A 25,916-nucleotide genomic window follows, 5' to 3' on the forward strand; every position below is an offset into this window, starting at 1 on the left:
GCGGGGTCCTTTTTTGTCCGGGTGCGGGCGCAGGACTGGCAGGGGCTCAAAATTGTCCGGCGGCGGGGCAGAGGACAAGCCCCCTGCCCCGCCGCCGGACCGGCGCTGCCCGCGCGGGGGTCGCCGCATCGGCGACGCTGCTGGATCACACCTCAGCCCAACGACCTGCGCGCTCAGACATCGACGCAGGGACACGGCCGCGCAGATTGTGCGACATCGGGTGACACGCCGCATTGCCGGATGCCTTGGCAGTCTTCTGACTGTGGGTTCTCACGGGACCGGAGAGGACCGGGTCGCGCCTGGCCGGAATTGCAGGCAGCCCGGATTCTCAGATGACCTGTGCCCCGAGGCCAGCGCAGCCGGGTTGGTTCGTGTTCGGGGTCGCACTGCCGCGCTGCCGCATGATGACGTCTGACGTGCGTTGCAGAGCCTCCGGGTCGAGACGGCGCTCTGGGGCGTCCAATATGTCACAGGGGGCGGCGCGCTCCCGATCAGGTCAGCGAGCGGCCGTCAAGACGCGGTCTGTTTGGCGCGCCGATTTCCGTGCCGGAGCGATCTGAGCGGGTCGGTCCGGTCTCCGGCAGGTGTTGCTGCCCAGGGCCGGTGGCAGGTCGTTCCAGGACCGCAAAGGTGGGGATCCGTCTTTTTCCCCTGCCCGTTCCGGGCATTCCGCGCGGTGCAAAAAGAGCGGCCCCCTGCCCTTCTCCGCTGCGCTGCGCCTGCGGTGCGGTCCCGCGCCGGCCTGCGGGGTCACCGGCATTGCAACACCAGACAAGGAGAAACGCAATGACCACCAACTGCATCAAGTTCGACGCCGCCGACATCGGCACGGCCAAGGGGACCGGATCGATCTCCACACTGACCTTCGATCTCGACATCTCGGTCGAGCCCGTTACAAGCGACAACCCGATGGCGCCCACACATCGCGTCCTGGGGCGCTCGCCGCGGGGCCGTCTCGTCGAATGCGGCGGCATCTGGCGCAAACAGAACCGCGAGACCGGCGCGGATTACTTCACGCTGACCATTCGCGACTACGGGTTCAACGCCAATCTCGGCCAGGCCGCGCATCAGGACGATCCGACCCTGCAGGCCGTGATCCCCTGGGGCCCGAAAGAGGCCGCCTGAGGCGATGGTTGGCCGGAGACCCGGCCAACCCTTTCGCGCCGCGCCGGAGAATCGATTACCCGATTCTCCGGCTGCGGGCGTGTTTCAGGGCCGAGGACACTCCGAGAACCAGGAAAGACAAGGGTGTCGGCTGCGCTGAGCGCCAGCGTCGCTCTTGACTGGGGTGATGCGCCCTGTGGCTGGCTTGCCCGCAGCGGTCAGATTGGGACGGTGTGGGGGCCGTGAGCCGGTTTGACAGCCGTGCAGAACGCATAAAGCGCAATTAAAACAGTGAGATAGGGAGGTATGCGTGTGATTTCCATTGTGTTCGGGTTTCGCGTGCCGCGTGCTTTGACACCAGATATTGGGGTGCTTCTCATGGAAGCCGCGCGGTCTTGTGGTTGTGCAGATTTCTGTCATGATCCGGCAACGTCTTGCCGCGCGCTGAAAAAATCGTTGTGGACAACCCGCTTCCGCTGTAGTCACAGTTTAACGAAAGAAATCGCGATAAAAGCGATATTAGGCGAGGCGGCAGGATGGACAAAGTACCATTCCAGCAGAATGCAGGCGATTTGGCCTTCGATGAAATCATTCTCCAACAAGGAGAATTGATTTCGGATCGGCTCAATATCTTGCGTCAGGAGCAATACCCCCCGGATGCCCAGAAGGGCCTGCGGCAGTTCTCGCTGGCCGAGGTGGCCTATTTTCTCGGGGTTACTCAATCCACGATCAAGAAACTGCATCTCGAGGGCAAGGGCCCCGCGCCCGAAACCTCCGCCTCCGGGCGGCGGTCCTATTCAGCGGCGCAAATGCTCGAACTGCGCGCCTATCTCGATGCCCACGGCCGTCCCGGCAAGCGCCGCTACCTGCCCCACCGCACCGAGGGCGAAGAGCTGCACGTCATCTCGGTGGTGAACTTCAAAGGCGGCAGCGGCAAGACGACGACGGCAGCCCATCTTGCCCAACACCTGGCCCTCAAGGGTCATCGCGTGCTCGCCATCGATCTCGATCCGCAAGCCTCCCTCACCGCGCTGCATGGAATTCAGCCTGAATTAGACTCTGTTTCATCGCTCTACGAGACGCTGCGCTATGACGCCGAGCGCCAGCCGATCAGCGCGGTGATCCGGCCCACGAATTTCCCGAACCTCGACATCGTCCCGGCCAGCCTCGATCTGCAGGAATACGAGTATGACACGCCGGTCGCACTCACCAGCCGCGACCCGTCCGAAGGTCGGGCCTTCTTCACCCGCATCTCGAAAGCGCTCGCGGAAGTCGAAGACCAATATGATGTGGTGGTGATCGATTGCCCGCCGCAGCTTGGTTATCTGACCCTAACAGCACTTACAGCGTCGAGTTCCGTGCTGATCACCGTGCATCCCCAGATGCTGGATGTGATGTCGATGAGCCAGTTTCTCCTGATGCTCGGTGGCATCCTGCGCACCATCCGGGAAGCTGGGGCCGAGATGCGGCTGAAATGGTTCCGCTACCTTGTGACCCGCTTTGAGCCCACCGACGGGCCGCAAAAGCAGATGGTCGGGTTCCTGCAGGCGATGTTTCCCAACCAGATGCTGGAAGCGCAGATGGTGAAGTCCACCGCGATCTCCGATGCCGGGATCACCAAGCAGACGCTTTACGAGGTCGAGCGGGCGCAATTCGTGCGCTCCACCTATGATCGGGCGATCACCTCGCTCAACGCGGTAAACGACGAAATCGCCGGTCTCGTGCATCAGGCTTGGGGGCGCGACCTCCCATGAGTTTGACAGCCGTGCAGATGCGTTTTGACAGCCGTGCAGACGGGGCGGTTCACACCTCGGAAAGGAGGGCGACATGGCCAGAAAAGACCTGTTGAAATCCGTGATCGGGCAACCGACCGACACGCCCGTCGATGGGGGCCGTTCGAGCTATGCCATGCGCGGGGCCTCGAAATCCATGAAGGTCTCGATCGACAGCCTGGCCGAGAATTCCAAACGCCTGCTCGAAGGTGAAACCATCATCGAGATCGATCCCGGTCTGATTGACGCCTCTTTCGTCAATGACCGCCTGAGCGGTGATGACGAGGCCTTCGAGGAGCTGAAAGCCTCGATTGCGGCCAGCGGACAGGACACGCCGGTCCTGTTGCGACCGCATCCCGAAGCCGCGGGCCGCTACATGGTGGTCTTCGGACACCGCCGGGTACGCGCCGCGCGCGCCCTCGGGCGTCCCGTGCGGGCCGTGGTCAAGGAGATGGACGATGTCGCCCATGTGCTGGCGCAGGGTCAGGAAAACACCGCCCGGGCGGACCTGTCCTTTATCGAAAAGGCGCTGTTTGCCAAGAACCTCGCCGATCTCGGCCAGGCCAAGGAGGTGATCCAGCAGGCTTTGACCATCGACGGCACGCTCTTGTCGCGCATGCTCTCGGTCGCCAGCACCGTGCCGACCCATGTTATTGCGGCGATCGGGCCGGCCAAACAGATCGGGCGGGACCGCTGGGAAGACTTCAAGAAGCTGATGGCGGTGAAGAGCAACCTCACAGTGGCCGATCGCATCCTGGACACAGAGGGCTTCGATCAGCTCGACAGCGACACCAAGTTCGAAATTCTGCACAGCAAGGTGATGGAGGCGGGCAGGGCGCCCAAACGTCGTGCGGCCAAGGCAGCCCCGGCCAAGCGCACCTGGACCGCAGGGGAGGGCCGGATCAAGGGTGTGATCGGACGGTCCGGGCGCGCCTATACCATCTCGCTGACGGCCAAGGATTCTGCAGGGTTTGGCGAGTTTCTCTCGGAGAACCTCGATCAGCTCTACGCGGAGTATCTCGCTCAATCCGAGGAGACATCGACATCATGACCTGAGGCAAAAGAAAAGCCCCCAAGCCGATCCGGCCCGAGAGCTTATCCGATTAGATTAGACACCTACTGGATACCGCTCCCGCGAATCACTGTCAACAAAAGACGTCGTTTTGGCGAACGGGATCCTTTTGCCTCCCTAAACCACGGAGGTGAAATACAGGCATGACACAGAGCGGTTGGCGCAAGCCGACGCCGGGACTTCTACAGGCCGAACGGTTTGCGGAAGTCGGCGAACAGTTATCTATACCCAAATCCCAGGCCATCGTCGCGGTGAAGAAAGTCGCGGCAGCCATTGGTCTGAAATCCCAGGACCTGCTTCTTCTCGATACCTTTGGGGCGGTCACACAGCCCCAGGATTGGGAGCCGGGCAGGCGGCCCATCGTCTGGGCGTCGAATCATTTCCTGATGGAGCAGACCGGGTTCTCGCTCGCCACGCTCAGACGCCATGTAAGGCGGCTCTGTGAGGTTGGGGTGATTGCGATGAAGGACAGCCCCAATGGCAAGCGGTGGGGCCGCAGGGACGCGGATGGCGTGATTGTCGAGGCCTACGGCTTCGATCTCGCGCCGCTTGCGGCGCGGGCAGAGGAGTTCGAGGCGCTTTATGCACATCTCCAGGCCGAGAGAGCTGCCTGTGTGCGTTTGCGAAACGCGATCACCGTGACACGTCGCATGATCCGCGCGAAGATCGAAAAGGCGCTGGAGGCGGGTCTGCGTGGGCCCTGGCGCAAGCTGCAGGACGCCTATTGCGGGCTTCTGGAGGGCCTTCCCGCGCGGTCGGAGGGGGCAGGGCGGCTCGAGCGCTTCCTGGCCCGCATCAAGGCGCTGCTGGCGTCCGTGGAGACATCCTTCGAGGCGGCTTTCGATTGGCCGGATAGATCTGATGCGATGCCGGCCTCTAACGGAGCAAACGACCAACAAGATACTCAAAATATGACACCCACGAGTCTCGAAAATAAGACCCACATACGAACTACAAATGAACCTGATCCTGTAAAAAGTAATCGCTTTGAAACAAAGCACACGGCAGGCGCTGCGCCAGAAGAGCAGGGGAGGGTGCCGGTTGAAAGCCCGGAAGAGGTCGATCTTGATATCAGCTGGAGCACACATGGCCAAAAACGCGGGTCCGATGTCGATATCCCGATGCTGATGGCCTCCTGTCCGCATTTTGCGGAGATGGCGCGCAGCACCCAAGGTTATATGCGGGATTGGAACGATGTGCACCGGGCTGCAGCAGCCTTGAGGCCAATCGTCGGGATCTCAGAGGACGCCTGGAACGTGGCCAACAAGGTGCTTGGGCCGGCTGTGGCCGCCGCGTCGATTGCCCTGATCCTCGACAAATCGACCGACGGCGAGGTCAAATCGCCCGGCGGATACCTCCGCGGGCTCGTTGAACGCGCCCAGATCGGTGAGCTGCACCTTGATCGCAGTTTCTATGGGCGTTTGAGCGGGGCAGGCGCGTAGGATGCGGTGGCTGCGTAGGTTAACCTTGCAAATCTTCCATTGGATGGCATAAATGCAAGGTATGATCACCCGAAATCACCTTGAGCGGCTCACCCAAGCCCTGGATGCGCAAGCCGGGGTTGTCCTCCTTGGGCCGCGCCAGGTGGGCAAAACCACATTGGCACAAGATATCGCAGAGACGCGCGACGCCGTCTATCTCGATATGGAACGCACCGCGGACCGGCAGATTCTCGAGGAGCCGGATCTCTATCTCGATGACCAGATGGGCAAGCTTGTGGTGATCGACGAGGTGCAGCTGATGCCGGGTCTCTTCGGGGCGCTGCGGGGACAGATCGACCGCCGCCGCCGCGCGGGATATCGCACCGGGCAGTTTCTGCTTCTGGGCTCGGCCTCGAACACGTTGTTGCAGCAAAGCGCGGAATCGCTGGCCGGACGGGTGAGTTATCACGAATTGACGCCCTTCACCCTCGACGAGGTGGGGCAGGGCGCTTTGCCCGCGCTCTGGTTGCGCGGCGGCTTTCCGGAGAGTTTTCTGGCCGCCTCGGACCGCGCCAGCCTCACCTGGCGGGAGGATTTCATCCGCACCTATCTCGAACGCGATATCCCGTCTTTCGGGTTGCGCATTCCGGCCGAAACACTGCGGCGGTTCTGGACCATGCTGGCCCATGACCAGGGCGGGCTCTTGAACGCGGCCAAGCTTGCGGCAGGGCTCGGCGTCTCGGGCCAGAGCGTGGCGCGTTATCTCGACCTGCTGGTCGATCTGATGCTGGTGCGTCGCCTGCCGCCCTGGCACGCAAATGTGGGCAAGCGTCTGGTGAAATCGCCCAAGGTCTATATCCGCGACGCTGGTCTCACCCATGCGCTTCTCGGGCTCGAGACCCGCGAGGCCTTGCTCGGACATCCCGTGGTCGGCGGGTCCTGGGAAGGCTTCTGCATCGAGAACCTCATCGCGGCGGCCCCGCGCGGCACGGAGGCTAGTTTCTATCGCTCGTCGGCCGGAGCCGAGATCGATCTGATCCTGAAACTGCCAGATCACCAGCTCTGGGCGATCGAGGTCAAACGCACCACCGCACCCAAGGTCACGCGTGGCTTCCACATTGCGGCTGACGACCTGGCCGTTGTTGAACGGCTTCTGGTCTATGCCGAGGATCGGGAGGTGCCGGGGCAGGGAGCCGTGCGGGCGATGCCTCTGGCAAACGCGATGGACCGGTTGCGGGCGCTTTAACCCGTCTCATCAGCGCGCCGGTCACCTGCGTCTCCGTCCTCTCGGACCCCGATTGCTGCTCGGCGGCGCGACGGCGCCGTCGCATACCATCGTCCTCCCCGGTCTTGTCCCCCGTGCGAGCAGGGGCGCGCGGGTCTGACGGCCGCCGCCCCCGGCGCAATGCTCTGCCCGCTCCCTTCGCTGCGCTCCCGGGTTGAGCATGCGCCAGCGGCTCAGAGCGCCCGTCCTGTCTCCCCGCGTCCCGCACGCGGGACCAGCCGACAGGAGGACATCATGGCGCAGCGACCCGACATCTACACCCGCATCACCAAACAGATCATCGCCGATCTTGAAGCCGGCACGGCACCCTGGCGCAAACCCTGGAGTGCGGACCATCTCGCGGGCCGGATCACACGGCCCCTCCGCCACAATGGCATCGCCTATCGCGGTCTCAACATCGTCCTGCTCTGGGCTGCTGCGGTGACCCACGGCTACGCCGCATCGACCTGGATGACCTACCGCCAGGCAACCGAGCTCGGCGGTCAGGTGCGCAAAGGATCGAAAGGGGCCCTCGTGATCTACGCCGACACGTTCCGAAAGACCGAGACGGATGATGCGGGCCAGGAGCGTGATCTCACGATCCCCTTCATGAAAGGCTACACGGTCTTCAATGTCGATCAGATCGACGGGCTGCCGGAGAGCTTTCATGCAATCCCGGAAGCGCCTGAGGAGCCAGAGTTGCGCGATGCGGCGGCAGACGCGTTCTTTGCAGCGACCGGTGCCGATATCCGTCATGGCGGCACCCAGGCCTATTACGCGGTCGAGCCGGATTACGTGCAGATGCCGCCCGTCGAGACTTTCGAGAACGCGGAGGCCTATTACGCCACGCTGGGTCACGAGGTTACTCATTGGACCCGCCACCCTGAGCGTCTCGACCGGAGTTTCGGTCGGAAGCGGTGGGGTGATGCCGGCTATGCGCAAGAGGAGCTTGTGGCCGAACTTGGCGCGGCCTTCCTGGCTGCTGATCTCGGCCTTTCGCCCGCACCGCGCGCGGAGCATGCGTCTTACATCGATCACTGGCTACGCGGTCTTCGGCACGACACGCGATACATCTTCCAGGCTGCCGCCCATGCGCAACGCGCGGTCGATTACCTGCACGCCCTGCAGCTGCAACCGGACGATGCGGCCGCCTGAGATGTTTGCGCCGTTGGGCTCCGCTGGTGATTTCCATGCGCGGTCGGTCCTGGTAGAATTGGACATCTCAACCTTTCTCCATCGGGAGTAGAGATCCCAAGCTAAAACATGGAAAGCAGCCGTTCCTACACCACGCAGCAAAGGCTACTGAACTGAGCCCAATTCTAACTCATGCTGCAGCGATGACGAACGGCAGCTCTTTCCCAGAACCACAGTGGCCACGGATTAAAGGCGTTCCCGTTTACGCCTCGAGTAGCGCGTCGATCACAGCACATTCCGGGGCAGCGTCGCCGGTGCATCGTGCAACGGTATCCGACAAGACACGCTCAATGCGCTTCAAGTCCGCGATCTTGGCTCGAACGTCAGTCAGATGATCTTCCGCGATGATCTGAACCTCGGCGCAGGTCCGGGATTGCTCATCGACCAGCCCGAGCAGCCCGCGAACCTCTTCGAGAGAAAAACCGAGATCTCGGGACCGTATGACGAATTTCAGCCGTCTGACATGGGCGTCATCGTAGCTGCGATAGCCTTTCGTGCTGCGCGGCGGGTCCGGCATGATGCCGATCTTTTCGTAATAGCGGATGGTTTCCAGGTTGCAGCCCGTTGCTCGTGCCAAATCACCCCGCCGAATTGAACTCACGCTTGTGTTACTCATTTCGCAAAAAAACCCCTTGAGCCTGTATCAACTACAGACCCTAGAACGGTGGAAATATCTGTTCAAGGAAGATTCGATGGAACAAAATTTGGCGGAACTTCCGCAATCTCGGTCGCAGAAAATTGGCGACGAAACCACCAAGGGATGGGGCGTGACCGGCCTCGGCGTCCTCGGTGCGCTGGCGATGACCTCGTGCTGCATTCTGCCGCTTGTTCTGGTCAGCTTTGGCGTGACGGGCGTGTTCATCGCGCAGCTCGGGGCCCTCTATGCCTACAAGTGGTACACCTTCGCGCTGAGCGCCGCGTTTTTGGGATACGGCTTCTACAAAGCTTACAAGCCTGTAGATGCCGAGTCCTGTGCCGATGGCACCTGCGCCCGCCCCATCGACCGCCGCATCATGCGCGCAACCCTCTGGGCCGCGTCCGCGATTGTCGCTGTCGCCATGATATTTCCCTACATCACCCCCTTCATCCTGAAATTCTGAACGAGGACAATGACCATGAAGCATCTTCTGCTATCCGCCCTGACCATCGCCGCACTCTCGACTCCGGCCCTCGCTGAAGAGCGCCAGGTCGAGATCGCCGTCAGCGAACTGACATGCCCGTCCTGTTCATTCATCGTCGCCAGCTCGATGCGCGGTGTTCCGTCGGTCGAGATCGCCGCATTCGAGGACGGCCCCGAATACGGGCAGGGTGTTTACAGCGTGACCTACGATGACGCCGAAACTTCCATCGAAAGCATCATCGGCGCGGTGACGGCCAATGGCTATCCGGCGCAGGTGCTGCCCGACACAGCCTCCTGAGCCGCCTGCAATGCGTGACAATCTGATGGGTGGCCTGCTGGCCTTCGGAATAGCAGCTCCGGTCGTGGTCGTCTGCTGCGGCGGCGGAACTGCCGTGCTTGCAGCGTTGTTCGGCGGCGTTGGGGCTTGGCTCTCTGGAATGAGTGGCATTGCCGTGCTGGTTTTGGCGGGTCTGACCTACCTGATCGTCCGCGCACTGCGTCGTTCGCAAATGAAACGCGCCTCCGGCCCCGACCCATCACAGAGAAAGACGGATCCTTGACTGACACACCTGAAAATTCCGACCGTCTGCTGAAATGGGGGCTTGGCGGTGCGCTCTTCGCCGCGCTCTGCTGCTTTACACCGCTTCTGGTCGTCATCGTCGCTGGCGTCGGATTGTCGGCCCTCACGGGCTGGCTCGATTACGCCCTGTTCCCGCTGCTGTTTTTCAGCCTCGCCGTGGTGGCACAGGCCCTTTGGCTGCGCGCTGGCAAATCGGGACCGGCCCCGAAATTCTGGGCCACCGGCCTCGCGGCAGCCCTGTCGATCCTGATCATTCTCCTCGAGTTCAGGTTCGCAATACGGATCACAATCGGCGTTTTCGCCGCCACAGCCCTCTACGCGGTTCTCCTGAACCGTGCGCAAAAGAAAGGATCGCTTTCATGATGATGGGATGTTGCACCGCCACCGGCATGGTCTTCGGCCTTCTCGGCATGCTCACACCGCTGATCGCCATCGGCGCGATCATTTATCTGTTCGCTGCCAAATCGAACAACCCCGACTATGGCGAGGCGCGATGAGATGAAAGACCTGAACAAAAACGACGATGGACAGGGCGGCTATGACCTGATCGTCCTCGGGGCCGGATCGGCGGGGTTCTCCGCCGCAATTACCGGCGCGGATGCCGGAAAGCGTGTCGCCCTCGTAGGACATGGCACGATCGGCGGAACTTGCGTCAACGTGGGATGCGTGCCCTCCAAGGCGATGATCCGTGCGGCAGAGGCCGTGCACGGTGCGGGGGCTGCCAAGCGGTTCCCCGGCCTGTCGGGACGGGCACAAGTGGATGATTGGCAGATGCTCGTTCAGTCCAAAGACGATCTGGTCGCGACCCTGCGCCAGAAGAAATACGCGGACCTTCTGCCGGAATATGAGGGTGTCGATTACATCGACGCCGGTCCCGCGCGGCTGATCGAAGGTGGCGTGACAGTCGGTGAGCGAACCCTGAAAGCACCGAGGACCATCATCGCCACGGGCGGGCGTCCCGTCCTGCCGACCATCGACGGCATCGAGGACATCGGCGCGCTCGACAGCACCAGTCTTCTGGAACTCGAAGCACTGCCGAAAAGCCTGATCTTCATCGGCGCGGGCTACATCGGCGCGGAGCTGGCCCAGATGATGAGCCGCATGGGCGTGAAGGTCACGCTTGTCGCCCGTTCGCATCTGTTGCCCGGCGCGGAACCAGAGGTCTCGGAGGCATTGGCGGCGGCGTTCGAGGCCGAAGGCATCACCCTTCTGACCGGGTTAAGCTACGACACTGTGCGCCGCGACGACGCCGGCGTGACACTACGCGTGATCCAGAACGGAAAGCCTGTCGAAGTGACAGCGGATCACCTCGTTTCGACCGCTGGCAGGCGGGCCAATACCGAAGATATGGGCCTCGAAGAGATCGGTGTTGAAACCGACGCGCGCGGGTCCATCGTCGTCGGCGAGGACATGCAGACGTCGGTGCGCGGCATCTATGCGGCGGGCGATGTGACCGACCGCGACCAGTTCGTCTATATGGCGGCCTATGGTGCAAAGCTCGCCGCCAGAAACGCGGTTCTTGGCGAGGATCATCGTTACGACAACGCCGCGATGCCCTGGGTGGTGTTTTCCGACCCGCAGGTCGCGGGCGTCGGTCTCGGTGAAACCCAGGCGCGGGACGCGGGTTTCGACGTCAAGACGTCCATCGTGCCGCTCGATCAGGTGCCGCGCGCGCTGGCGGCACGCGACACGCGCGGATTGATCAAGCTGGTGGCGGACAGAAAGACCGACCGGCTGCTTAGTGGTCAGATCATCGCGCCCGAGGGGTCCGATACGATCCAGACCCTCGTCATGGCGCTGAAGTTCGGCATGACCACAAAGGCCCTCGGCGAGACGATCTTCCCCTATCTGACAACGGTTGAAGGGCTGAAGCTGGCAGCGCAAACCTTCGATATGGACGTGGCAAAGTTGAGCTGCTGCGCCGGATGAAGATCAGGACAAGGACCGAAGAATGAGCGAAGACTACGACCTGATCGTCATCGGGGCTGGCATGGCAGGCGTGGCCGCGGCGAACAAGTGTGGCGCAGCAGGATGGCGTGTAGCCATTGTCGATGCGCTGCCCTACGGCGGCACCTGCGCATTGCGCGGATGCGATCCAAAGAAAATCCTGCGGCGCGGTGCGGAAATCATCGACGCGGCACGGCTCATGCAGGGCAAGGGGATCGACCCCGGTGAACTGTCGATCAACTGGGCCGATCTGATGGCACACAAGCGCGGCTTCACCGACCCGCTGCCGGACAAGATGGAAAAGAGCCTGACGGTCAATGGCGTCGAAACCCTGCATGGAGCCGCCCGCTTCACGGGAGACAACACGCTGGAGGTTGATGAGAAGACATATCGTTCGAAACGGTTCCTCATAGCCGCCGGTGCCATGCCCAGGCCGCTCGGCTTCACCGGAGCCGATCTCGTGATCGACAGCACGGATTTCCTCAACCTCGAAGCCCTTCCCGACCGCATCCTCTTCATCGGTGGCGGCTTCGTGTCCTTCGAGTTCGCGCATATCGCCGCGCAAGCCGGAGCCAGACCCACCATCGTGGATCGCGGGGCCCGCCCATTGGGCAGCTTCGATCCCGATCTGGTTGAAATGCTGATCGAACGCAGCGGCGGTATCGGCGTGGACCTGGTGCGCGGAACCGAAATCGTCTCAGTCGCAAAAGCCAGTGTAGCATTCAGTGTTGAAGTGAAGTCGGACAGTGAGACCTGGACAGTCGAAACCGATCTGGTCGTGCATGGCGCGGGCCGTGTGGCAGCCTTGGCCGACCTGAATCTTGAGGCGGCCGGTGTTGACTACAGTGACAAGGGCATCGTTGTAGCCCCCCATCTGCAAAGCACGACAAACAGCGCGGTCTATGCCGCCGGAGATTCCGCCGACACCGATGGCATGCCGCTTACTCCGGTCGCGGTGATCGAAGGGAAGGTCGCGGCCTCCAACATGCTCAAGGACGCTCAGACCGCACCGGATTATGCAGGCATTCCGACAGCCGTCTTCACCGTTCCCGAAGTGGCGCGTGTCGGCATGTTGGAAGACGAGGCAAGGGACGCCGGGCATGACTTAGATGTCCGGTTCACCGACACGAGCGGTTGGTATTCGAACTACCGTATCGGCGAAACCTCCGCCGCCGGGAAGATCCTCGTGGACAGATCGAGCGGCAAACTCCTCGGCGCGCACTTGTTCGGCCCGGAGTACGGCGAGCTTATCAATTTCTTCGGGCTGGCAATCAAGCTGGGCCTGACCGCGAAGCAGCTTCAGTCGATGACGGCGGCTTATCCAAGTGTCGGATCGGACCTGGGATCGCTGCTTTAACGCAAGCGCCTCCTACTCAGCCCTCAGATCGCTCTTCGCATCTCGAATGATCATCCACGAGGAATGCAGAAACAGTCCCGCGATGGCGAAGGCAACGATGAGGTCGGGCCAGGCACTGCCGAGCCATGCGACCAGCCCGGCGGTGATCACCACGGCGAGGTTGCCGATGGCGTCGTTGCGCGAAAAGAGCCAGACCGCCCGCATGTTCGCGTCCCCCTTGCGGTGTTTCAGGAGCGGCAGGACTGCGAGGATATTCACGATCAGCGCACCCACCGCGAAGGCTCCCATCAACCCGGCTTCGGGCGTCGTCTGGTTCAAGACGCGCCAGATCGTGCTGCCGACGACGCCCAGACCCAGAAGTCCAAGAAACACACCCTGGATCATCGCCGACCGCGCTCGCCATGTCAGCCTCCAGCCGATGGCGAGCAGGCCCAGAAACGTGATCGCCCCGTCGCCGAGAAAATCGAGCGCGTCCGCCTTCAAAGCCTGCGACCCGGACAGGAACCCGCCGAACATCTCGACCACGCCGTAGCCGAGATTGAGCAGGACCACGATCCAGAGGGCGCGGCGATAACTCGGGTCCTTGTAGGCCGGATCGGAGGATGTATCGCCGTCTTCGATCTTCTCAAAGCCGTAGCCGGTCGCATCGAGCGCGGGCCGCACCTTCGACAAGTCACCCTCCGCGATCCGCAATGTCATGACGTGGGTTGCGGCAGACACCTTCACATCGCCGGTCGCCACGCCCGCAGACCGGGCCGCGCGCTCGATCTCGGCGGCGTCCTTGGCGCAGTCCATGCCCTGCACCCGCATCCGGATCGGTGAGGATGCCGTAGGCAACGTGCTGTTCTCGGCCTGGCTCATGTGCGATCCTCTTCGAGGTGGTAAGCGAAAGGGTTCGCCGCTGACGTATCAGTGGATAATGATATGATGACGAACGACGCGCAAGGCGATCTTTTGGCAGCCGACGCTTTGGAACTGCGGGCAAAGCTCTTCCGGGGTCTCGGCGATCCCAGCCGTCTGGCGATCCTTGATGCGCTGGTATCAGGCGAACGCAACGTGCAGGAAATTGTCGGACATACTGGGTTGGGTCAGCCGAACGTCTCGAACCATCTGCGCTGCCTTCTCGACTGCGGGCTGGTTAGCCGCCGCAGCGAGGGTCGGTTCGTTCGGTATCGGCTTGCTGACGGACGGATTGCCGGTCTCATCAAAGATGCGGATCGGCTCCTTGCCGCGACAGCCACCGGACTCGACAACTGCAAGCGCTACACAGAGTAGTTGCTCATCCGTGCCGCTCCTCGCCATGCCCGCGTCCGCCGAACTCGGACGGGTCGTCGCAGGCGTGGCGCGCGCATTCCAGCTCCAGCGTCGTGTGCTCGATGTCGAAGTGGTCGGAGAGCGCCGCTTTGATCCTATCTTTCACTGCGTCGGCGTCGTTCCAGCGGCCCTCGGCAATGACGACATGCGCGTCCAAGGCTGCACGGTGTTCGTCCATCTGCCAGAAATGCGCGTGGTGGATGCCCGTCACGCCGTCGATCTCCCGCACGGTATCAAGAACCGCGTCTGTCTCGATCTCGGGCGGCGAGCCGAGCATCAGGATACGGATTACGGGGCCGATCTCGCGGAACGACTGCCAAAGGATGTAACCCGCAATCAGCACCGTCACGAGCGGGTCGATGAGACGCCAATCGTAAAGCAGGATCAGCGTGCCAGCGACAATGACTGCGACGGAGCCGAGCGCGTCGGCCACGTTGTGCAGAAACGCGGCGCGGATGTTCACGCTGAATTTCGACATGGCGTAGGTCAGCGCAGCCGTCACCGCGTCCACGATCAGCGCGATCCCGGCGATGACGACGATCAGCCAGCCCTCGACCGGCTGCGGATCGGCAAAGCGCATCGCGGCTTCGTAGAGCAAGTAGAGGCCGATCACGATCAGCGTGGTATAATTGATGAGGGCGGCCACCACCTCGACCCGACCATAGCCGAAGGTCATTTCGGCATCCCGGGGTCGCCGCGCGATCTTGCGCGCGGCGAACGCGATGATAAGTGAAATCGCGTCGGAAAAGTTGTGCAGCGCATCGGCAATAAGCGCCAGCGAACCGGAAATGATGCCGCCTACGATCTGCGCGACCGTCAGGCCCATATTGACCGCGATGGCGGCGAAGACGCGGCGGTCGCCTGCCTCGGGATCAACGTGATGATGGTGGCCGTGCCCCATAGCGGCGGATCCTTTTGATTCGTATCGTTTCAGGATAGATACGATCTACAGCGACTGTAGGTTCAAGGGCCTGGAATGAAAGAATACTCTATCGGGCAGATGTCGCGCCGGACGGGCGTGAAAGTGACAACGATCCGCTACTACGAAGGCCGGGGTCTGATCCCGTCACCGGCGCGCACCGAAGGCGGGCAACGGCGCTACGATGAAGCCGCCCTCGATCGCCTCGCCTTCCTGCGCCACGCGCGAGAACTGGGCTTCGGTCTGGATGACATTGCCGATCTGATGGCTTTGGCCGAAGCTCCGTCAAAGGACTGTGCACCAGCGCATGAGATCGCACGCAAGCAGCTCGCGGCAGTTGACCGACGCCTGACCATCCTCAAACAGCTTCGGGAAGAACTGGCGCGGCTGGCCGATGCGTACGATCCGGGCCACGCCGGAAAGTGTCGCGTGATCGAAGTTTTGGGGGATCACCAGCTTTGCAATGGCGCACACGATGAGCCAGATGACACTCCTGGCCGCTTTTGACCGGACCACTCTTCCGCAAGCAGCCATTGATAATACGCATTTGAACGGCAGGATCGTCCCGCATGAAGTCTGTTCGTAACTCACGTGGCGAATGGCTGGTGAGTAGGCGAGCCTAGGCCCCCCGTAGTTCTATCTCGTCAGCCACGTTAGACCTGCAAGCCGGTACTAGTATGACAGTCCCGCAATGTGAGTTTTGGCTAGGCTGAATAAACGCGGGAAAGCTCGATACTGCCGTCTTTTGCGATCAGTTCGGCGCATTTCTAGAACGCGTTTTCTTCTCTGTGCCCCTCGGTGTGTTTGGGGCGGCTTAACGCGGCTCAAGTCGATCTCCTCGCGTTTTCTTCTCGATGCAATCTCCGGGACCTGGCCCGTCTGACGGGCGTGCGCTGCGCACACCCCCTTCAAGCAGAACTGTCCCCTGACCGCTGATGCGGCCATTCCTCGCGAAACAAAGTTCCGCCTGACAGCCGCTCCGGACGGGCAGGGCGACGACCCGGAGCTCGTCGAATGAGCCGTCTCCCGGGGCGGCGCGCGCTGTCCCGGTCCTTCCCAAAAAACACCCCGAGGAGACCTCCCATGGAGCTATTACCACATATCGTCCGCGACCAACTGGCCGAGAACGGTCGTATCAATCAGGCCCGCATCGCGGCGGGCGAGGACACTATCGACTTCGAACCGGTCGTCAAATTCTTCACCCCCGATGCCGGGGCAACCTGGCTGCTCACCGAGATCGATCCCGAGGACCCGGACATTGCCTTTGGTCTCTGCGATCTGGGGCTGGGTTTCCCCGAGATCGGATCGGTGCGCCTGAGCGAACTCTGTGCCGTCCGGGGACGTCTTGGGCTGCCAGTCGAACGGGACCTGCACTTCACGGCCGACGCGACGCTGAGCACCTATGCCGAGCGTGCCCGGCAGGCCGGAGGGATCGTGACGTGAGCACCCATATCTCCCCGGATCACATCAGCGCCTTTGAGGCGCTGACTTCTGGCCGCTTCGCGAACTTCGCCCTGTTTTCCTGCTTCGTAAATGGCACGCCAGCTGCCGCCATCGTTTCTGTCACCCGGACCGACGATCCGAACTCAGAGGTTCAGATCACACCGCTGTTCGTCAGCGTGACGGACACCATGGTGGTGACTGATCATGAGGGTGTCCCAGCCTGACGCACCCTGGATGGGCCGCAACTTGCGGCCCATCTTTCTTAGGCGTCGCTGGTTGGTTTGGGGATGACATACAGGGGCGGGTGCCGCGACATGTGGCGTTCTTTGACGGGTCCTCATGATTGATCCAGGGCTGGCGGACCCTCGCGTTCCCGATGCCTGCAGCATTGGACCTGACCCATGATACGTTAACGTTAGCGACTCGGCGTGATTTTGCGCAATGGCATGGTGCGCAATACGACAAATTGCGCAAAGTTACGAATTGATGTATCCCTGAGGATGAAATGAGAGGGACGATGGCAGGATATGCCAAATGTCTGCGACTTTTGTCCGAGGGGTCTGAGACGTGACTAAGGGACGCCCGAAACGCCTGAAGCTCGAAGATCGGATCGCGCTGGCGCGTCGGTACCATGCGGGGGAAACGCCGAAGGTGCTGGCAGAGGCCTATGGCGTCTCGCGGCGGCACGTGACGCGGATTGCCAAGGAAGAGAAAGGCGAGGGTCAGGACGTCCGCGACCCATCCGTTGCGGTGAGTTTCCGGACGGCAGAGTCCGATCTCAACGCCTTCGATGCCGAATGGCAGGGCCTTGGGTTTGCAAACCGGAGCCAGGCCTTGCAGGCGATGGTGCGGGCACGGTGTGGGGTGCTGTCGCTGATGCAGCGGGACCTGCAGGCTTTCGCGGAGACGGTGCAACGGGCACAGGATCTGTCGGACGCGGCGCGCGTTCTGGCAAAGGCGGTCCATCGCGGACAGCTGCACCTTGCGGTAGCAGATCGTCAGCTTCTGTCAGCTCTTCTCGAGCTGGCTCAGGGAACGCATCGTGACCTCGCATCCTTGAAGGTGGCGGCGCATCGGCGACGCGGCGAGAGGTGGGATCCCACAAAAGCGGTCTCCAAAAAACAGGTTGCGGAGGTCCTGACAAATGTCTGAGCCATTGGCCCTCTATCATGCCGTGATGGGCAAGCTCTGGGAGACAAATCGTATTCAGGGGCAGCGCCAGGCGCGGGTGGAGGCGCGTCTTGCGGGCCGACGGCAGGGGCGCAGCTATCAGCGCACCGGACGCGCCTCGGCGCGTAACCTGCTCAAGTCCGCGATGCCGGAGAGCCGTGCCGCGGTCTTCAAACGGATCAGGGCAGGGGGATGCAAGACGAAGGCGAGCCTTGGCAACCAGCTGGCTTATGTGAACGACAAGGCGGTCTACAGCTACTCCACAATGACCAACCCCTTGAGCAGTGAGGCGGTCCTGACCGAGGACCAGAAGGCCGAGATCGTCGAGGCCTGGTCGGAGACGTGGCACGGGACGACGAAGCTCGGGTTCACCTCGCATATGCTGCTCTCGTTCCCGACGGATGTCAGCGTGGATCAGGTCCGCGACATCACCCTCGACTGGGCGGAGCACTTCTTTGAAAGTGGCGATTTCGGCGATCAGTGGGATTACGTGCTCAGCGTGCATGACGACCGGGCGCATAAACACGCGCATATCATTCTCAACAATCGCGGCCTTAACAACGGGACCTGGTTCTCGTGCTGGGCCGAGGGTGTGATGTCGCCGCAGCTCATGCGTGAGAAGCAGGCAGAGATTGCTGAAAGCTACGGCGTTGTCCTGGAAGCCACGACCCGTCTCGAACGCGGCATCTTCGAGAAGGCGCCTGGCATCGAGGAAATCTACCGGGCCAAGGAAGAGGCGCGCCTGCCGCGCGAGATCGCGCTGACGGGGCAAGAGCGGTCCATTGCCAAGGCGCAGGTTGTGGGTTTCGCGAAAGACTATCGGGACCTTGCGGACGTGCTTGATCGCATGGACCAGAAACACCTCGCCTATGCGATGCGGCGGATGGCGGCGTCGTTGGGCGCGTCTGCCCCGCTCGGGTCCGAGACACCCTACACCTTCACCGCAGGAGAGATCGACATGGAGACCATTCGAACGGTCGGTGATGCCATCGACTATGCCGAGAAGACCATCGAAGCCTTGCGCCTCAAGGCCGAGGAACTGGACCCGATCGCGCGTCCAGCCTTTGAGACCAAGGCGGCAGATGTCGTCCGCGATCTGTCACAGATGGTGCCCGATCCCGATCTGCGGGCCCGGTTCGGGCGTGAGTTGGCGGAGCCCTTCCCACCGGGGTCCGGCGACACGCGTCTGAGCGACGCGATGTCTTCCGGTGAGGATCGTGTTCTCGAAGCTTTGAAAGCGGATGCGGCGGCAGCGGGTCTCGACGCAGATGAGCTGGTCGCGCGGATCGAGGCGGGCGGCACCACGAATTACGGGCTTGCACAGGATTGGGTGGAACGCGACATGGCCGCCGTTCTCGGCAAGGACGGCGTCGATCTCTCAAAGGCCAGCGAAGCGCAACAGGACCAGGCGCTGGAGACGGTCGATGGTCTCATGGACCGCCTGTTGGACCGGGCAAAGGAGCTTGGCGTCGCCACGGATCTGTCCCGGGCCTCAGACGAATTGCAGCTGATCGATGATGACGACCCGGGGTTCGATCCATGGCCCAACCCCTATCTGCAGGATCTGGCCGATATGCTGCGGGACGGCCAATTGTCGGACAGTCAGGAAGACACCGTCGAGCGGACGCTCCAGTCGGAGCTCTTCAAGGAGCTGGGCGAAGACGGGCTCGCGGAACTCCGCCGCGGCAATTACGAAGTCCTGGCCGAGGTGCTGCCCAATCGGATCGATCAGATCACGGTCACCCAGGAATTTCTTGAGCTGACCCATGAGCAAACGGGTGATCAGATGTTCACCGACCGCGCCGCAGCTTTGCAGCAGGACAAGGCCAATGCGATGGCCCAGGAAACCAGCCTTGAGTTGCAGCGCGGCAGGGGTTTGGACACCGGCCGGGATCTGTCCCGCGATCTCGATGACGAGATCAGTTTCTGATGAGTACCCGTCTGCCACTCTGGGCTGCCGTGCCCATGGGCTCGCTGTGCGGGGCGGCCCTCGGCACCATTGTGGCCAGTTTCTATCTCGCTTTGGCTCTCAAGACGGGTATGACCGACTTTGATATGTTTGCGGTTTGGACCGCGAGTGCGGGACTGCGGGCAGCGCATCCCGAGGCGTTTCAGGTCGCCTTTGGCGCGGTCGGATTTGGGGCTGTCGGACTGGCGGTGCTGGCCTTCAGCTGGACCTGGGCGCAGGACCGCGATGATTACGGGTCCGCGCATTGGCAGACAAAACGGGAGCTCAAGGCCAACGGCATGCTGCAGGCCCCCGGGACGGGGTTTGTCTGCGGCAAGCTGGGCAAACCAAGGGCGCAGGCACCCTTCATCTCGGCAAGCGATATTCCGCATGTGATGATGGTCGCCCCGACCCGGGCCGGTAAGGGCGTGGGCTTCGTCATTCCGAACCTGCTGTCCTTTGCGGGCTCGGTTGTGGTGCTCGACGTGAAAGGCGAGAATTTCGAGAAAACGGCCCGGCTGCGCGCGCTCAACGGCGACGAGGTGTTCCGGTTCAGCCCGTTCGATTGGGCCAACAGCACGCATCGCTACAATCCGCTGGCCCGGGTTGCCGCCGCGCCGAGTTTCGCGCAGCAGTTCACCGAAGTCTCGATCCTGGCCGATCTCTTTCTCGACAAGGACAACAAGACGCTCGACACGTTCTCGGAGGCCGGCAAATCAATCTTCGTCGCGGCTTGTCTTTTGGCGATCCAGCGCGGACGACCGACGCTTGGCGAGGTCAACAAGATCGTCACCGGCGGCGACTACAAGAACGCGCAGTACAGCGCTTATGCCGAGGAGGCCAAGGAGCCGACGGTCCGTGAGCTCTGGATCAATGCCGCAAGTGCTTCCTCCAGGCTTCTGACCTCCAACATACAGGCCTTGATGACAGCCGGACTGAAGCAATGGGACAACCCGGCGGTGCGAATAGCGACGGATGCCAGTGACTTTGAGTTTGCGGCATTCCGCAAGAAGCCACATGCGCTCTACATCGTGGTCTCCGAGGATCATATCGCGACGCTGGCGCCGCTTCTGCGGCTCATGTTTGCTGATCTGATCGCCAGCTTGCGATTGAACGAGCCGGGGTCAGATGAACCCTGGCCCGTCATGATGATGATCGACGAGTTCCAGCAGATGGGAGCGATGCCCTATCTCGAGCGCGCAATCCATTCGTTGGCGGCCTATGGCGGTCGCGTGGCGATGATCGCGCAGTCTCTTGCCTCGCTTGATCGCATCTACGGACCAGAAGGACGTGAGAGCCTCGAAAACGGGGCGGGGCTCAAGCTCTACATCACCCCCCGTGACCAGCGAACGGTGCGGGAGGTCTCGGCTGCCGTCGGCAGCACCACGCGCGAGGCGGTCACGCGCATGTATGGGCGCAACAAGGGCATCCTGGGGGCCACCTCGACCACGTCTCGTCTCGAGGAGCGTCCGCTTCTGTCCGAAACCGAGGCGCGGACTATGGACCCCGATGAGGTTATCATTCTGGCGTCTCCCCAACATCCGATCCGCGCACAACGCATCAAGTATTTTGAAGACCCGTTCTTTGAGCGACTGTCGGAGCGTCAGTCTGGAAAGGACTACCCATACCCGCCGCGCGTCGAGGGAATCGGACCTTGGCAAGAGGAACCAGAGCCCGCGCCGTCGCCACGCGCCGCGGAGACTAGCGAGGGCGCTCCCGCAAGTGAACGCGCCCGGCGTCGGCAGGCACGCGCGATGCAGTCGAACAGGGACGAGTCGCGCGCAGGTATGTCTCGCCCAGAGACCCTGCGACGCGACGAGCCGGTGCCGGAACGGTGGGAAGAGGTGTTCAGTGAGCAGGGCGATTTCATCGATGAGCTGCTCGGGGATCGGTAGTCCGGCGGAATCCGGACTTTCGCCGCAATAGGCGAGGCGGCGGGCGGAACTCTGTAATGCTGACATTGGTACAAACTGACCTGGTACATGTGATCACCGGAAAAAGAATACTAAGGCTGTCCGTGCTGGACTGGTTTGCCCAAGCTAACCGCAACCGTGTTCATACGCGACCATTGTTCAGGTGCCGCGCTCGGAGGCGTCTGCGACTTCCAATAGGTCAAAGCCACGGTCTCCTCTTGCATCGCTCCGCTGCGTACCAGGAAATACAACTCCAAGCCCGATATTCTTCTGCCGCCAGATTGTGCTGATCCAAAGTCCTCCAAGCGACCGGCCCTACGGCGCCACAGACGCATTTTCTTGAAACCCAGATTTGAAGCTTCCAGCCAATTGCACTGAACAGTGCAACCGTTGCGCGGAATATGTGAACTGGCTCTCCTGCCGGTCAGAAAGCGGGTTTTCTCTTACTCTGACACTTTCCCTTGATTTCTGTGGGCGCCGATTCTATTGTGCCGCATGTTAGAATTGAATTCCGCATAGTAGAATTTTTCTGGAGAGGAGACCCAATGAAGACCCTACTGGCAAGCACTGCAACCGCTCTCTGTCTGGCGGCTGCGTCCATCGCGACCGCCGAAACGACCCTGATTCTGGGTGAGGCCGGCCCAAACCGCGGAGCGCGGGCAGAAGCTCTGCAATCCTTCGCCGACGACGTGACTGCCCGCACGAATGGCGAGGTCAAACTCGACATCCAATGGGGCGGCGCGCTGTTCAAAGCCAATGCGGCGGCACAATCCATCGCCGATGGCGTTGCAGATCTGGGCACCATCATTGCCGTCTATTTCCCGCAGGAAATGCTGGCCTACGGAATTGCCGACCTGCCGCTGCGCAACGCCGACGCCTGGGTCGGGATGCGTGCGACAGACGAGTTGATGCGGACCAACGAGGCGATTCAGGCAAGCCTCGCCGATCAGAACCTCGTCTACCTCGGAACCTTCACGACCTCGGCAGTCAATATCGGTTGCAAGGGCACTGCGATTCGTTCCGTCGATGACATTGACGGGCTCAAGGTCCGCGGCGTCGGAGCCTATGGCGACGCCTTCCGCGATTTCGGGGCGAACATGGTCGCGATGTCCATCTATGACGCCTACCAGGGGCTCGACACCGGGCTTCTCGACTGTTCGCAGGGCTATTCCTATGCGGTGGCCGCGCTGAAACAGCAGGAAGTCATGACCAGCTATACGATCCTTGATTGGGGCCAGGTTGGCGCGCTTGGCATCTTCATGAACAAGGACTCATACGACGCGCTGGACGCCGAAACCCAAGCCGCCATGGCCGATGCTGGCGTCGCCATGGCCGACAAGCTGGGCGAGTTGATCACCGCCGACAACGAAGCCGCTATTCAGACCATGAAGGACGCAGGCGTAGAGGTGATCGAACTGCCCGCGGAAGAGCGCGACAAGCTTGTGCAACAGGGCAAGCAATACGTCAACGAGTGGGTCGAGCGCGCGAATGCGGCCGGGCTGGACGGTGCGGCGCTGCTGGAACAGTACCGCGCCCTGCTGACGAAATACACCGAAGAGCGTGACAGCAAGGGCTATCCCTGGGTCCGCAGCTGACCTTTTCATCACACAACGTTGCGGCGCCTGAAACCGGTGCCGCAACCCCTTCGGTTCTGATTTTTTCTGCGGAGTGGATGGATGCTGCGTCGTATCGAAAGACTGCTGCTTGACCTTGCCGTCATCGCCGTGTTCGGCCTTGGGGCGCTGATCACGCTCAGCGTTCTTCTGCGGATCACGGTGAACTCCGGCATCCCCGATACCATCGTGATGGTGCGCGAATTGATGGTGGTCGCGATCGTTCTGCCCTTGGCGGCAGCCACACTGGACCGAGCGCATATCGTAGTCGAGTTTCTCAGCAAAAAGCTGCCCCTTCGGGCCCAGGATTGGCTGGTGGTATTTGGCAGCATCTTCGGATTGTTTGCGTTGTCCCCTCTTATCTCCGCAGGGTGGAGAGAGGTCGCGCATACCTGGGAAAGCGGCGCCTTTTTCTTTGGCCAGCTCAACCTGCCGAAATGGCCCGGCCGGGTTGTCTTTCTGATCGGGATTTCGTTTTGCTGGCTGCGCCTCTTGCTGATGGTGATCGGCGACATCCGAACGATCCGCGCCGGCGACCACGTGATGGCCCCCCAACATGAGCACGAGGAAAGCGTCTGATGGACGGCACCCTGATCGGAATCATTGCCTTCGCCTCAGTCATCGGGCTGCTGGCAATCCGCGTACCCATCGCCTTTGCGCTTGCCGGCGTGGCCACGGTCGGCACCTTCGCGGTCTTCGCATTGCGCACCGGCACGTTCACGCCGGAAAGGGCGCTGAAGCCGACGACTTCGCTGGTTTTCTCGAACTCGTTCGATCTGATCCATTCCTACGACCTGTCGATGATCCCTCTGTTCATCGCCTTGGGCCATATCGCTTATCGCGCTGAAATCACGACGAAAATCTACCATGCCGCGCGGGTCTGGCTTGCTCGGGTTCCGGGTGGCGTGGCGATGGCGTCCGTGGTCGGCTGCGGCGGCTTTTCGGCGATCACCGGTTCGTCCATCGCATGTGCGTCCACAATGGGCCGCATCTGTTCGCCCGAGATGCTGCGGATGGGCTATGACAAGCGCCTTGCCACGGCCAGCGTCGCTGCAGGTGGAACGCTGGGGTCACTGATCCCACCGTCGGTCCTGTTCATCATCTACGGCATTTTCACTGAAACCTCGATCAGTGCCTTGTTCCTTGCCGGTATCCTTCCGGGCATCATCTCGCTGCTGGGCTTCGTGCTGGTCATCTTTTTCTGGGTTCACCGCGACCCGTCGGCGGCCCCCGCGTTCGAAGGGCAAATTTCGTTGGGCGACAGGGGCCGCGCAGCGCTCGAAGCCTGGCCGGCGATCGCGCTTTTCGTGATCATTGTCGGCGGCATATATGGCGGGTTCTTCACCCCCACCGAAGCGGCGGCCATTTGCGTCTCGGCTGCCGTGGCCATCGGTTTTGTCCAAGGAAAGCTCAACTTCCGCGGCTTGGTTGAATCGCTTCGGGAAACCTGCATCCAAACCGCAAGCATCTTCCTGATCGCCGCCGGCGCCAAGATCTTCGTCGCCTTCGTCGCCCTGACCGGCGTCGCCCCGGCCATCGTGAGCTTCGTGACCGAAGCGCAGCTCTCCGCAATCCTGCTGTTGGCCGCGATCGCTGTGATCTATCTGCTGCTCGGCATGTTCCTTGATCCCATCGGCATCATGGTTCTGACGCTGCCCTTGATGATCCCGCTTGTGGAAACCTATGGCTTCGACCTCATCTGGTTCGGCGTCGTCGTGATCAAGCTGCTGGAGATCGGGCTTATCACGCCGCCCGTTGGCCTGAACGTCTTTGTCATCGCCAACGTGGTGGGCAAAGAGGTGCCGATCGACAGGATCTTTTCCGGGATTCTCAGGTTTCTGGTCATCGACGTGATCGTGCTGATCGTGATCATGGCCTTCCCGATCATTTCCCTACTGATCCCGTATTCGATGTGAGTTCCATGAAACGGAAGGCGGACGAAAAAGGCATGAAGGACGAAGCAACAGACCGCAGATTTGCAACGACACTGGCGCGGGGGCTGAGCGTGTTGCGCGCGTTTCGTCCTTCGGACGACGGTCTTGGCAATGCCGAAATTTCCGAGCGCACAGGCATTCCAAAGTCAACGGTCTCGCGGTTGACGTTCACCCTGCAGACGCTCGGATATCTGAACCATGCCCGCAGGCATGACAGGTACCGCCCCGGCCCGGCGTTGATCGCGCTCGGGAACATGGCCAGCGCGTCGATCACGTTTGTGGATCTCTCTGCACCGCTGATGCAGAGGCTCGCCGATGAAACCGGGACACTCTGCCTTCTGCTGGTGCGCGATGCCCGCAAGATGCTCATCGTCAAGACTTGGCGCCCCCGATCGGTCGCGTCGCTGTGGCTGGAGGTCGGCCACCGCCTGCCGTTCAACGGATCATCGTCCGGTCATGCGTTTCTTGCCACGCTGTCTGAGGGGAACTTGGACTCTGTGGTGGCGGAGGTGCAAGGTGACCGAGGGCTAACGCCTGACCGCGCGGTCGCCGTGCGCCAGGACGCTCAGCAGCAGCTTCTGTCCTCCGGTTTCGTCATCGCCGATCCGGCGGAGTATTTTGCGGCGAACATCCACGCCGTCGCAGTACCGTTCCATTCCCGTGACCTGAGTGAATCCTTGATTTTTACCTGCGGTGCGCTGCCCGAAATGCTTTCGGTGGAGCGGATGCGGACCGAGGTCGGCCCCAAGCTTCACGCCACGGTGCAGGAGCTTGAACGGATCATGGGTCAGGGCTTTACCCCTGCCAACCGGGATCTGTGACGGCAGAAAT

The 25,916-nt window shown here is 61.7% G+C and carries 27 protein-coding genes; 24 read left to right on the plus strand and 3 right to left on the minus strand.

Going from position 1 to position 25,916, the window contains the following annotated elements; genetic code table 11:
- Positions 1-786 precede the first annotated feature (786 nt).
- From ACP15U_RS19740 to ACP15U_RS19765, 6 genes are all read left to right on the plus strand, one after another.
- Positions 787-1,125: a DUF736 domain-containing protein gene (locus ACP15U_RS19740; RefSeq protein ID WP_159810951.1), complete on the plus strand. Its 339-nt coding sequence runs from the start codon at positions 787-789 to the stop codon at positions 1,123-1,125.
- Positions 1,126-1,640: 515 nt separating this feature from the next.
- A complete protein-coding gene (gene repA / locus ACP15U_RS19745; RefSeq protein WP_425046743.1) occupies positions 1,641-2,858 on the plus strand; it encodes a plasmid partitioning protein RepA in 1,218 nt (405 codons plus the stop codon).
- A 73-nt stretch (positions 2,859-2,931) separates the two neighbouring features.
- Positions 2,932-3,927, plus strand: coding sequence for a plasmid partitioning protein RepB (gene repB, locus ACP15U_RS19750; RefSeq protein ID WP_425046744.1), 996 nt, complete (start codon positions 2,932-2,934; stop codon positions 3,925-3,927).
- Between the two features lie 164 nt (positions 3,928-4,091).
- On the plus strand, positions 4,092-5,390 hold the full coding sequence (gene repC / locus ACP15U_RS19755) for a plasmid replication protein RepC (protein ID WP_425046745.1): 1,299 nt from the start codon (positions 4,092-4,094) through the stop codon (positions 5,388-5,390).
- Between the two features lie 61 nt (positions 5,391-5,451).
- A complete protein-coding gene (locus ACP15U_RS19760) occupies positions 5,452-6,615 on the plus strand; it encodes an ATP-binding protein (RefSeq protein ID WP_425046845.1) in 1,164 nt (387 codons plus the stop codon).
- A gap of 273 nt (positions 6,616-6,888) precedes the next feature.
- Positions 6,889-7,788, plus strand: a complete 900-nt coding sequence (locus ACP15U_RS19765; RefSeq protein ID WP_425046746.1) for an ArdC family protein — start codon at positions 6,889-6,891, stop codon at positions 7,786-7,788.
- Between the two features lie 241 nt (positions 7,789-8,029).
- On the opposite strand, the gene ACP15U_RS19770 is transcribed toward ACP15U_RS19765, so the two are convergent.
- Positions 8,030-8,443, minus strand: coding sequence for a MerR family transcriptional regulator (locus ACP15U_RS19770; protein ID WP_299831914.1), 414 nt, complete (start codon positions 8,441-8,443; stop codon positions 8,030-8,032).
- 76 nt (positions 8,444-8,519) lie between these two features.
- On the opposite strand from ACP15U_RS19770, the gene ACP15U_RS19775 reads away from it, so the two are divergent.
- Genes ACP15U_RS19775 through ACP15U_RS19805 form a run of 7 tightly spaced genes read left to right on the plus strand, consistent with a single transcriptional unit; the run spans position 8,520 to position 12,831 of the window.
- The gene (locus ACP15U_RS19775; RefSeq protein WP_174821699.1) at positions 8,520-8,927 is read left to right on the plus strand and encodes a mercuric transporter MerT family protein; all 408 of its coding nucleotides are present in this window, start codon (positions 8,520-8,522) and stop codon (positions 8,925-8,927) included.
- A 15-nt stretch (positions 8,928-8,942) separates the two neighbouring features.
- Entirely contained in the window at positions 8,943-9,245 is a 303-nt protein-coding gene (locus ACP15U_RS19780) for a hypothetical protein (protein WP_055688104.1), read from the plus strand.
- Positions 9,246-9,255: 10 nt separating this feature from the next.
- Positions 9,256-9,507 (plus strand): hypothetical protein, encoded by a 252-nt coding sequence (locus ACP15U_RS19785; RefSeq protein WP_425046747.1) that lies wholly within the window; start codon positions 9,256-9,258, stop codon positions 9,505-9,507.
- Positions 9,504-9,890 carry a mercury resistance system transport protein MerF gene (gene merF, locus ACP15U_RS19790; protein ID WP_425046748.1) on the plus strand — a complete coding sequence of 129 codons (387 nt, stop codon included), beginning with the start codon at positions 9,504-9,506 and terminating at the stop codon, positions 9,888-9,890. Before ACP15U_RS19785 ends, merF begins: the two co-directional genes overlap by 4 nt.
- The gene (locus ACP15U_RS19795; protein WP_425046749.1) at positions 9,887-10,024 is read left to right on the plus strand and encodes a hypothetical protein; all 138 of its coding nucleotides are present in this window, start codon (positions 9,887-9,889) and stop codon (positions 10,022-10,024) included. Before merF ends, ACP15U_RS19795 begins: the two co-directional genes overlap by 4 nt.
- 1 nt (position 10,025) lies before the next feature.
- The gene (gene merA / locus ACP15U_RS19800) at positions 10,026-11,456 is read left to right on the plus strand and encodes a mercury(II) reductase (RefSeq protein WP_425046750.1); all 1,431 of its coding nucleotides are present in this window, start codon (positions 10,026-10,028) and stop codon (positions 11,454-11,456) included.
- Between the two features lie 22 nt (positions 11,457-11,478).
- Positions 11,479-12,831, plus strand: coding sequence for a dihydrolipoyl dehydrogenase family protein (locus tag ACP15U_RS19805; RefSeq protein ID WP_425046751.1), 1,353 nt, complete (start codon positions 11,479-11,481; stop codon positions 12,829-12,831).
- 12 nt (positions 12,832-12,843) lie between these two features.
- On the opposite strand, the gene ACP15U_RS19810 is transcribed toward ACP15U_RS19805, so the two are convergent.
- Positions 12,844-13,692, minus strand: a complete 849-nt coding sequence (locus tag ACP15U_RS19810; protein ID WP_425046752.1) for a cation diffusion facilitator family transporter — start codon at positions 13,690-13,692, stop codon at positions 12,844-12,846.
- Between the two features lie 63 nt (positions 13,693-13,755).
- Between ACP15U_RS19810 and ACP15U_RS19815 the strand changes: the two genes are divergently transcribed.
- The gene (locus ACP15U_RS19815) at positions 13,756-14,106 is read left to right on the plus strand and encodes an ArsR/SmtB family transcription factor (RefSeq protein ID WP_299882730.1); all 351 of its coding nucleotides are present in this window, start codon (positions 13,756-13,758) and stop codon (positions 14,104-14,106) included.
- Between the two features lie 4 nt (positions 14,107-14,110).
- On the opposite strand, the gene ACP15U_RS19820 is transcribed toward ACP15U_RS19815, so the two are convergent.
- Positions 14,111-15,046, minus strand: coding sequence for a cation diffusion facilitator family transporter (locus tag ACP15U_RS19820; RefSeq protein WP_425046753.1), 936 nt, complete (start codon positions 15,044-15,046; stop codon positions 14,111-14,113).
- A gap of 75 nt (positions 15,047-15,121) precedes the next feature.
- Between ACP15U_RS19820 and ACP15U_RS19825 the strand changes: the two genes are divergently transcribed.
- The 10 genes from ACP15U_RS19825 (at position 15,122) to ACP15U_RS19870 (ending at position 25,906) form a co-directional block, all read left to right on the plus strand.
- Positions 15,122-15,571 carry a MerR family transcriptional regulator gene (locus ACP15U_RS19825; protein ID WP_159810813.1) on the plus strand — a complete coding sequence of 150 codons (450 nt, stop codon included), beginning with the start codon at positions 15,122-15,124 and terminating at the stop codon, positions 15,569-15,571.
- 576 nt (positions 15,572-16,147) lie between these two features.
- Positions 16,148-16,507, plus strand: coding sequence for a DUF2958 domain-containing protein (locus ACP15U_RS19830; protein ID WP_425046754.1), 360 nt, complete (start codon positions 16,148-16,150; stop codon positions 16,505-16,507).
- Positions 16,504-16,731, plus strand: a complete 228-nt coding sequence (locus ACP15U_RS19835) for a hypothetical protein (RefSeq protein WP_425046755.1) — start codon at positions 16,504-16,506, stop codon at positions 16,729-16,731. Before ACP15U_RS19830 ends, ACP15U_RS19835 begins: the two co-directional genes overlap by 4 nt.
- 343 nt (positions 16,732-17,074) lie before the next feature.
- On the plus strand, positions 17,075-17,659 hold the full coding sequence (locus tag ACP15U_RS19840) for a helix-turn-helix domain-containing protein (RefSeq protein ID WP_425046756.1): 585 nt from the start codon (positions 17,075-17,077) through the stop codon (positions 17,657-17,659).
- Positions 17,652-19,607, plus strand: coding sequence for a relaxase/mobilization nuclease domain-containing protein (locus tag ACP15U_RS19845; RefSeq protein WP_425046757.1), 1,956 nt, complete (start codon positions 17,652-17,654; stop codon positions 19,605-19,607). The genes ACP15U_RS19840 and ACP15U_RS19845 overlap by 8 nt, the downstream gene beginning before the upstream one ends.
- Positions 19,607-21,520 carry a type IV secretory system conjugative DNA transfer family protein gene (locus ACP15U_RS19850; protein ID WP_425046758.1) on the plus strand — a complete coding sequence of 638 codons (1,914 nt, stop codon included), beginning with the start codon at positions 19,607-19,609 and terminating at the stop codon, positions 21,518-21,520. Before ACP15U_RS19845 ends, ACP15U_RS19850 begins: the two co-directional genes overlap by 1 nt.
- A gap of 563 nt (positions 21,521-22,083) precedes the next feature.
- The gene (locus ACP15U_RS19855; RefSeq protein ID WP_425046759.1) at positions 22,084-23,133 is read left to right on the plus strand and encodes a C4-dicarboxylate TRAP transporter substrate-binding protein; all 1,050 of its coding nucleotides are present in this window, start codon (positions 22,084-22,086) and stop codon (positions 23,131-23,133) included.
- 81 nt (positions 23,134-23,214) lie between these two features.
- Entirely contained in the window at positions 23,215-23,730 is a 516-nt protein-coding gene (locus ACP15U_RS19860) for a TRAP transporter small permease (protein WP_050686064.1), read from the plus strand.
- On the plus strand, positions 23,730-25,067 hold the full coding sequence (locus ACP15U_RS19865) for a TRAP transporter large permease (RefSeq protein WP_425046760.1): 1,338 nt from the start codon (positions 23,730-23,732) through the stop codon (positions 25,065-25,067). Before ACP15U_RS19860 ends, ACP15U_RS19865 begins: the two co-directional genes overlap by 1 nt.
- Before the next feature lie 5 nt (positions 25,068-25,072).
- Entirely contained in the window at positions 25,073-25,906 is an 834-nt protein-coding gene (locus ACP15U_RS19870; protein ID WP_425046761.1) for an IclR family transcriptional regulator, read from the plus strand.
- The last annotated feature ends 10 nt before the right edge of the window (positions 25,907-25,916 follow it).

Origin of the sequence: Primorskyibacter sp. S87 (assembly GCF_049801055.1) — a bacterium.
In the GTDB taxonomy this organism is placed as follows: Bacteria; Pseudomonadota; Alphaproteobacteria; order Rhodobacterales; family Rhodobacteraceae; genus JBNAGF01.

What these genes read in the sequence shown, in the direction of transcription:
- ACP15U_RS19740 (WP_159810951.1), top strand. Translation starts at nt 787, where the DNA reads ATGACCACCAACTGCATCAAGTTCGACGCCGCCGACATCGGCACGGCC.
- repA (WP_425046743.1), top strand. Translation starts at nt 1,641, where the DNA reads ATGGACAAAGTACCATTCCAGCAGAATGCAGGCGATTTGGCCTTCGAT.
- repB (WP_425046744.1), top strand. Translation starts at nt 2,932, where the DNA reads ATGGCCAGAAAAGACCTGTTGAAATCCGTGATCGGGCAACCGACCGAC.
- repC (WP_425046745.1), top strand. Translation starts at nt 4,092, where the DNA reads ATGACACAGAGCGGTTGGCGCAAGCCGACGCCGGGACTTCTACAGGCC.
- ACP15U_RS19760 (WP_425046845.1), top strand. Translation starts at nt 5,452, where the DNA reads ATGATCACCCGAAATCACCTTGAGCGGCTCACCCAAGCCCTGGATGCG.
- ACP15U_RS19765 (WP_425046746.1), top strand. Translation starts at nt 6,889, where the DNA reads ATGGCGCAGCGACCCGACATCTACACCCGCATCACCAAACAGATCATC.
- ACP15U_RS19770 (WP_299831914.1), bottom strand. Translation starts at nt 8,443, where the DNA reads ATGAGTAACACAAGCGTGAGTTCAATTCGGCGGGGTGATTTGGCACGA.
- ACP15U_RS19775 (WP_174821699.1), top strand. Translation starts at nt 8,520, where the DNA reads ATGGAACAAAATTTGGCGGAACTTCCGCAATCTCGGTCGCAGAAAATT.
- ACP15U_RS19780 (WP_055688104.1), top strand. Translation starts at nt 8,943, where the DNA reads ATGAAGCATCTTCTGCTATCCGCCCTGACCATCGCCGCACTCTCGACT.
- ACP15U_RS19785 (WP_425046747.1), top strand. Translation starts at nt 9,256, where the DNA reads ATGCGTGACAATCTGATGGGTGGCCTGCTGGCCTTCGGAATAGCAGCT.
- ACP15U_RS19795 (WP_425046749.1), top strand. Translation starts at nt 9,887, where the DNA reads ATGATGATGGGATGTTGCACCGCCACCGGCATGGTCTTCGGCCTTCTC.
- merA (WP_425046750.1), top strand. Translation starts at nt 10,026, where the DNA reads ATGAAAGACCTGAACAAAAACGACGATGGACAGGGCGGCTATGACCTG.
- ACP15U_RS19805 (WP_425046751.1), top strand. Translation starts at nt 11,479, where the DNA reads ATGAGCGAAGACTACGACCTGATCGTCATCGGGGCTGGCATGGCAGGC.
- ACP15U_RS19810 (WP_425046752.1), bottom strand. Translation starts at nt 13,692, where the DNA reads ATGAGCCAGGCCGAGAACAGCACGTTGCCTACGGCATCCTCACCGATC.
- ACP15U_RS19815 (WP_299882730.1), top strand. Translation starts at nt 13,756, where the DNA reads ATGATGACGAACGACGCGCAAGGCGATCTTTTGGCAGCCGACGCTTTG.
- ACP15U_RS19820 (WP_425046753.1), bottom strand. Translation starts at nt 15,046, where the DNA reads ATGGGGCACGGCCACCATCATCACGTTGATCCCGAGGCAGGCGACCGC.
- ACP15U_RS19825 (WP_159810813.1), top strand. Translation starts at nt 15,122, where the DNA reads ATGAAAGAATACTCTATCGGGCAGATGTCGCGCCGGACGGGCGTGAAA.
- ACP15U_RS19830 (WP_425046754.1), top strand. Translation starts at nt 16,148, where the DNA reads ATGGAGCTATTACCACATATCGTCCGCGACCAACTGGCCGAGAACGGT.
- ACP15U_RS19845 (WP_425046757.1), top strand. Translation starts at nt 17,652, where the DNA reads ATGTCTGAGCCATTGGCCCTCTATCATGCCGTGATGGGCAAGCTCTGG.
- ACP15U_RS19850 (WP_425046758.1), top strand. Translation starts at nt 19,607, where the DNA reads ATGAGTACCCGTCTGCCACTCTGGGCTGCCGTGCCCATGGGCTCGCTG.
- ACP15U_RS19855 (WP_425046759.1), top strand. Translation starts at nt 22,084, where the DNA reads ATGAAGACCCTACTGGCAAGCACTGCAACCGCTCTCTGTCTGGCGGCT.
- ACP15U_RS19860 (WP_050686064.1), top strand. Translation starts at nt 23,215, where the DNA reads ATGCTGCGTCGTATCGAAAGACTGCTGCTTGACCTTGCCGTCATCGCC.
- ACP15U_RS19865 (WP_425046760.1), top strand. Translation starts at nt 23,730, where the DNA reads ATGGACGGCACCCTGATCGGAATCATTGCCTTCGCCTCAGTCATCGGG.
- ACP15U_RS19870 (WP_425046761.1), top strand. Translation starts at nt 25,073, where the DNA reads ATGAAACGGAAGGCGGACGAAAAAGGCATGAAGGACGAAGCAACAGAC.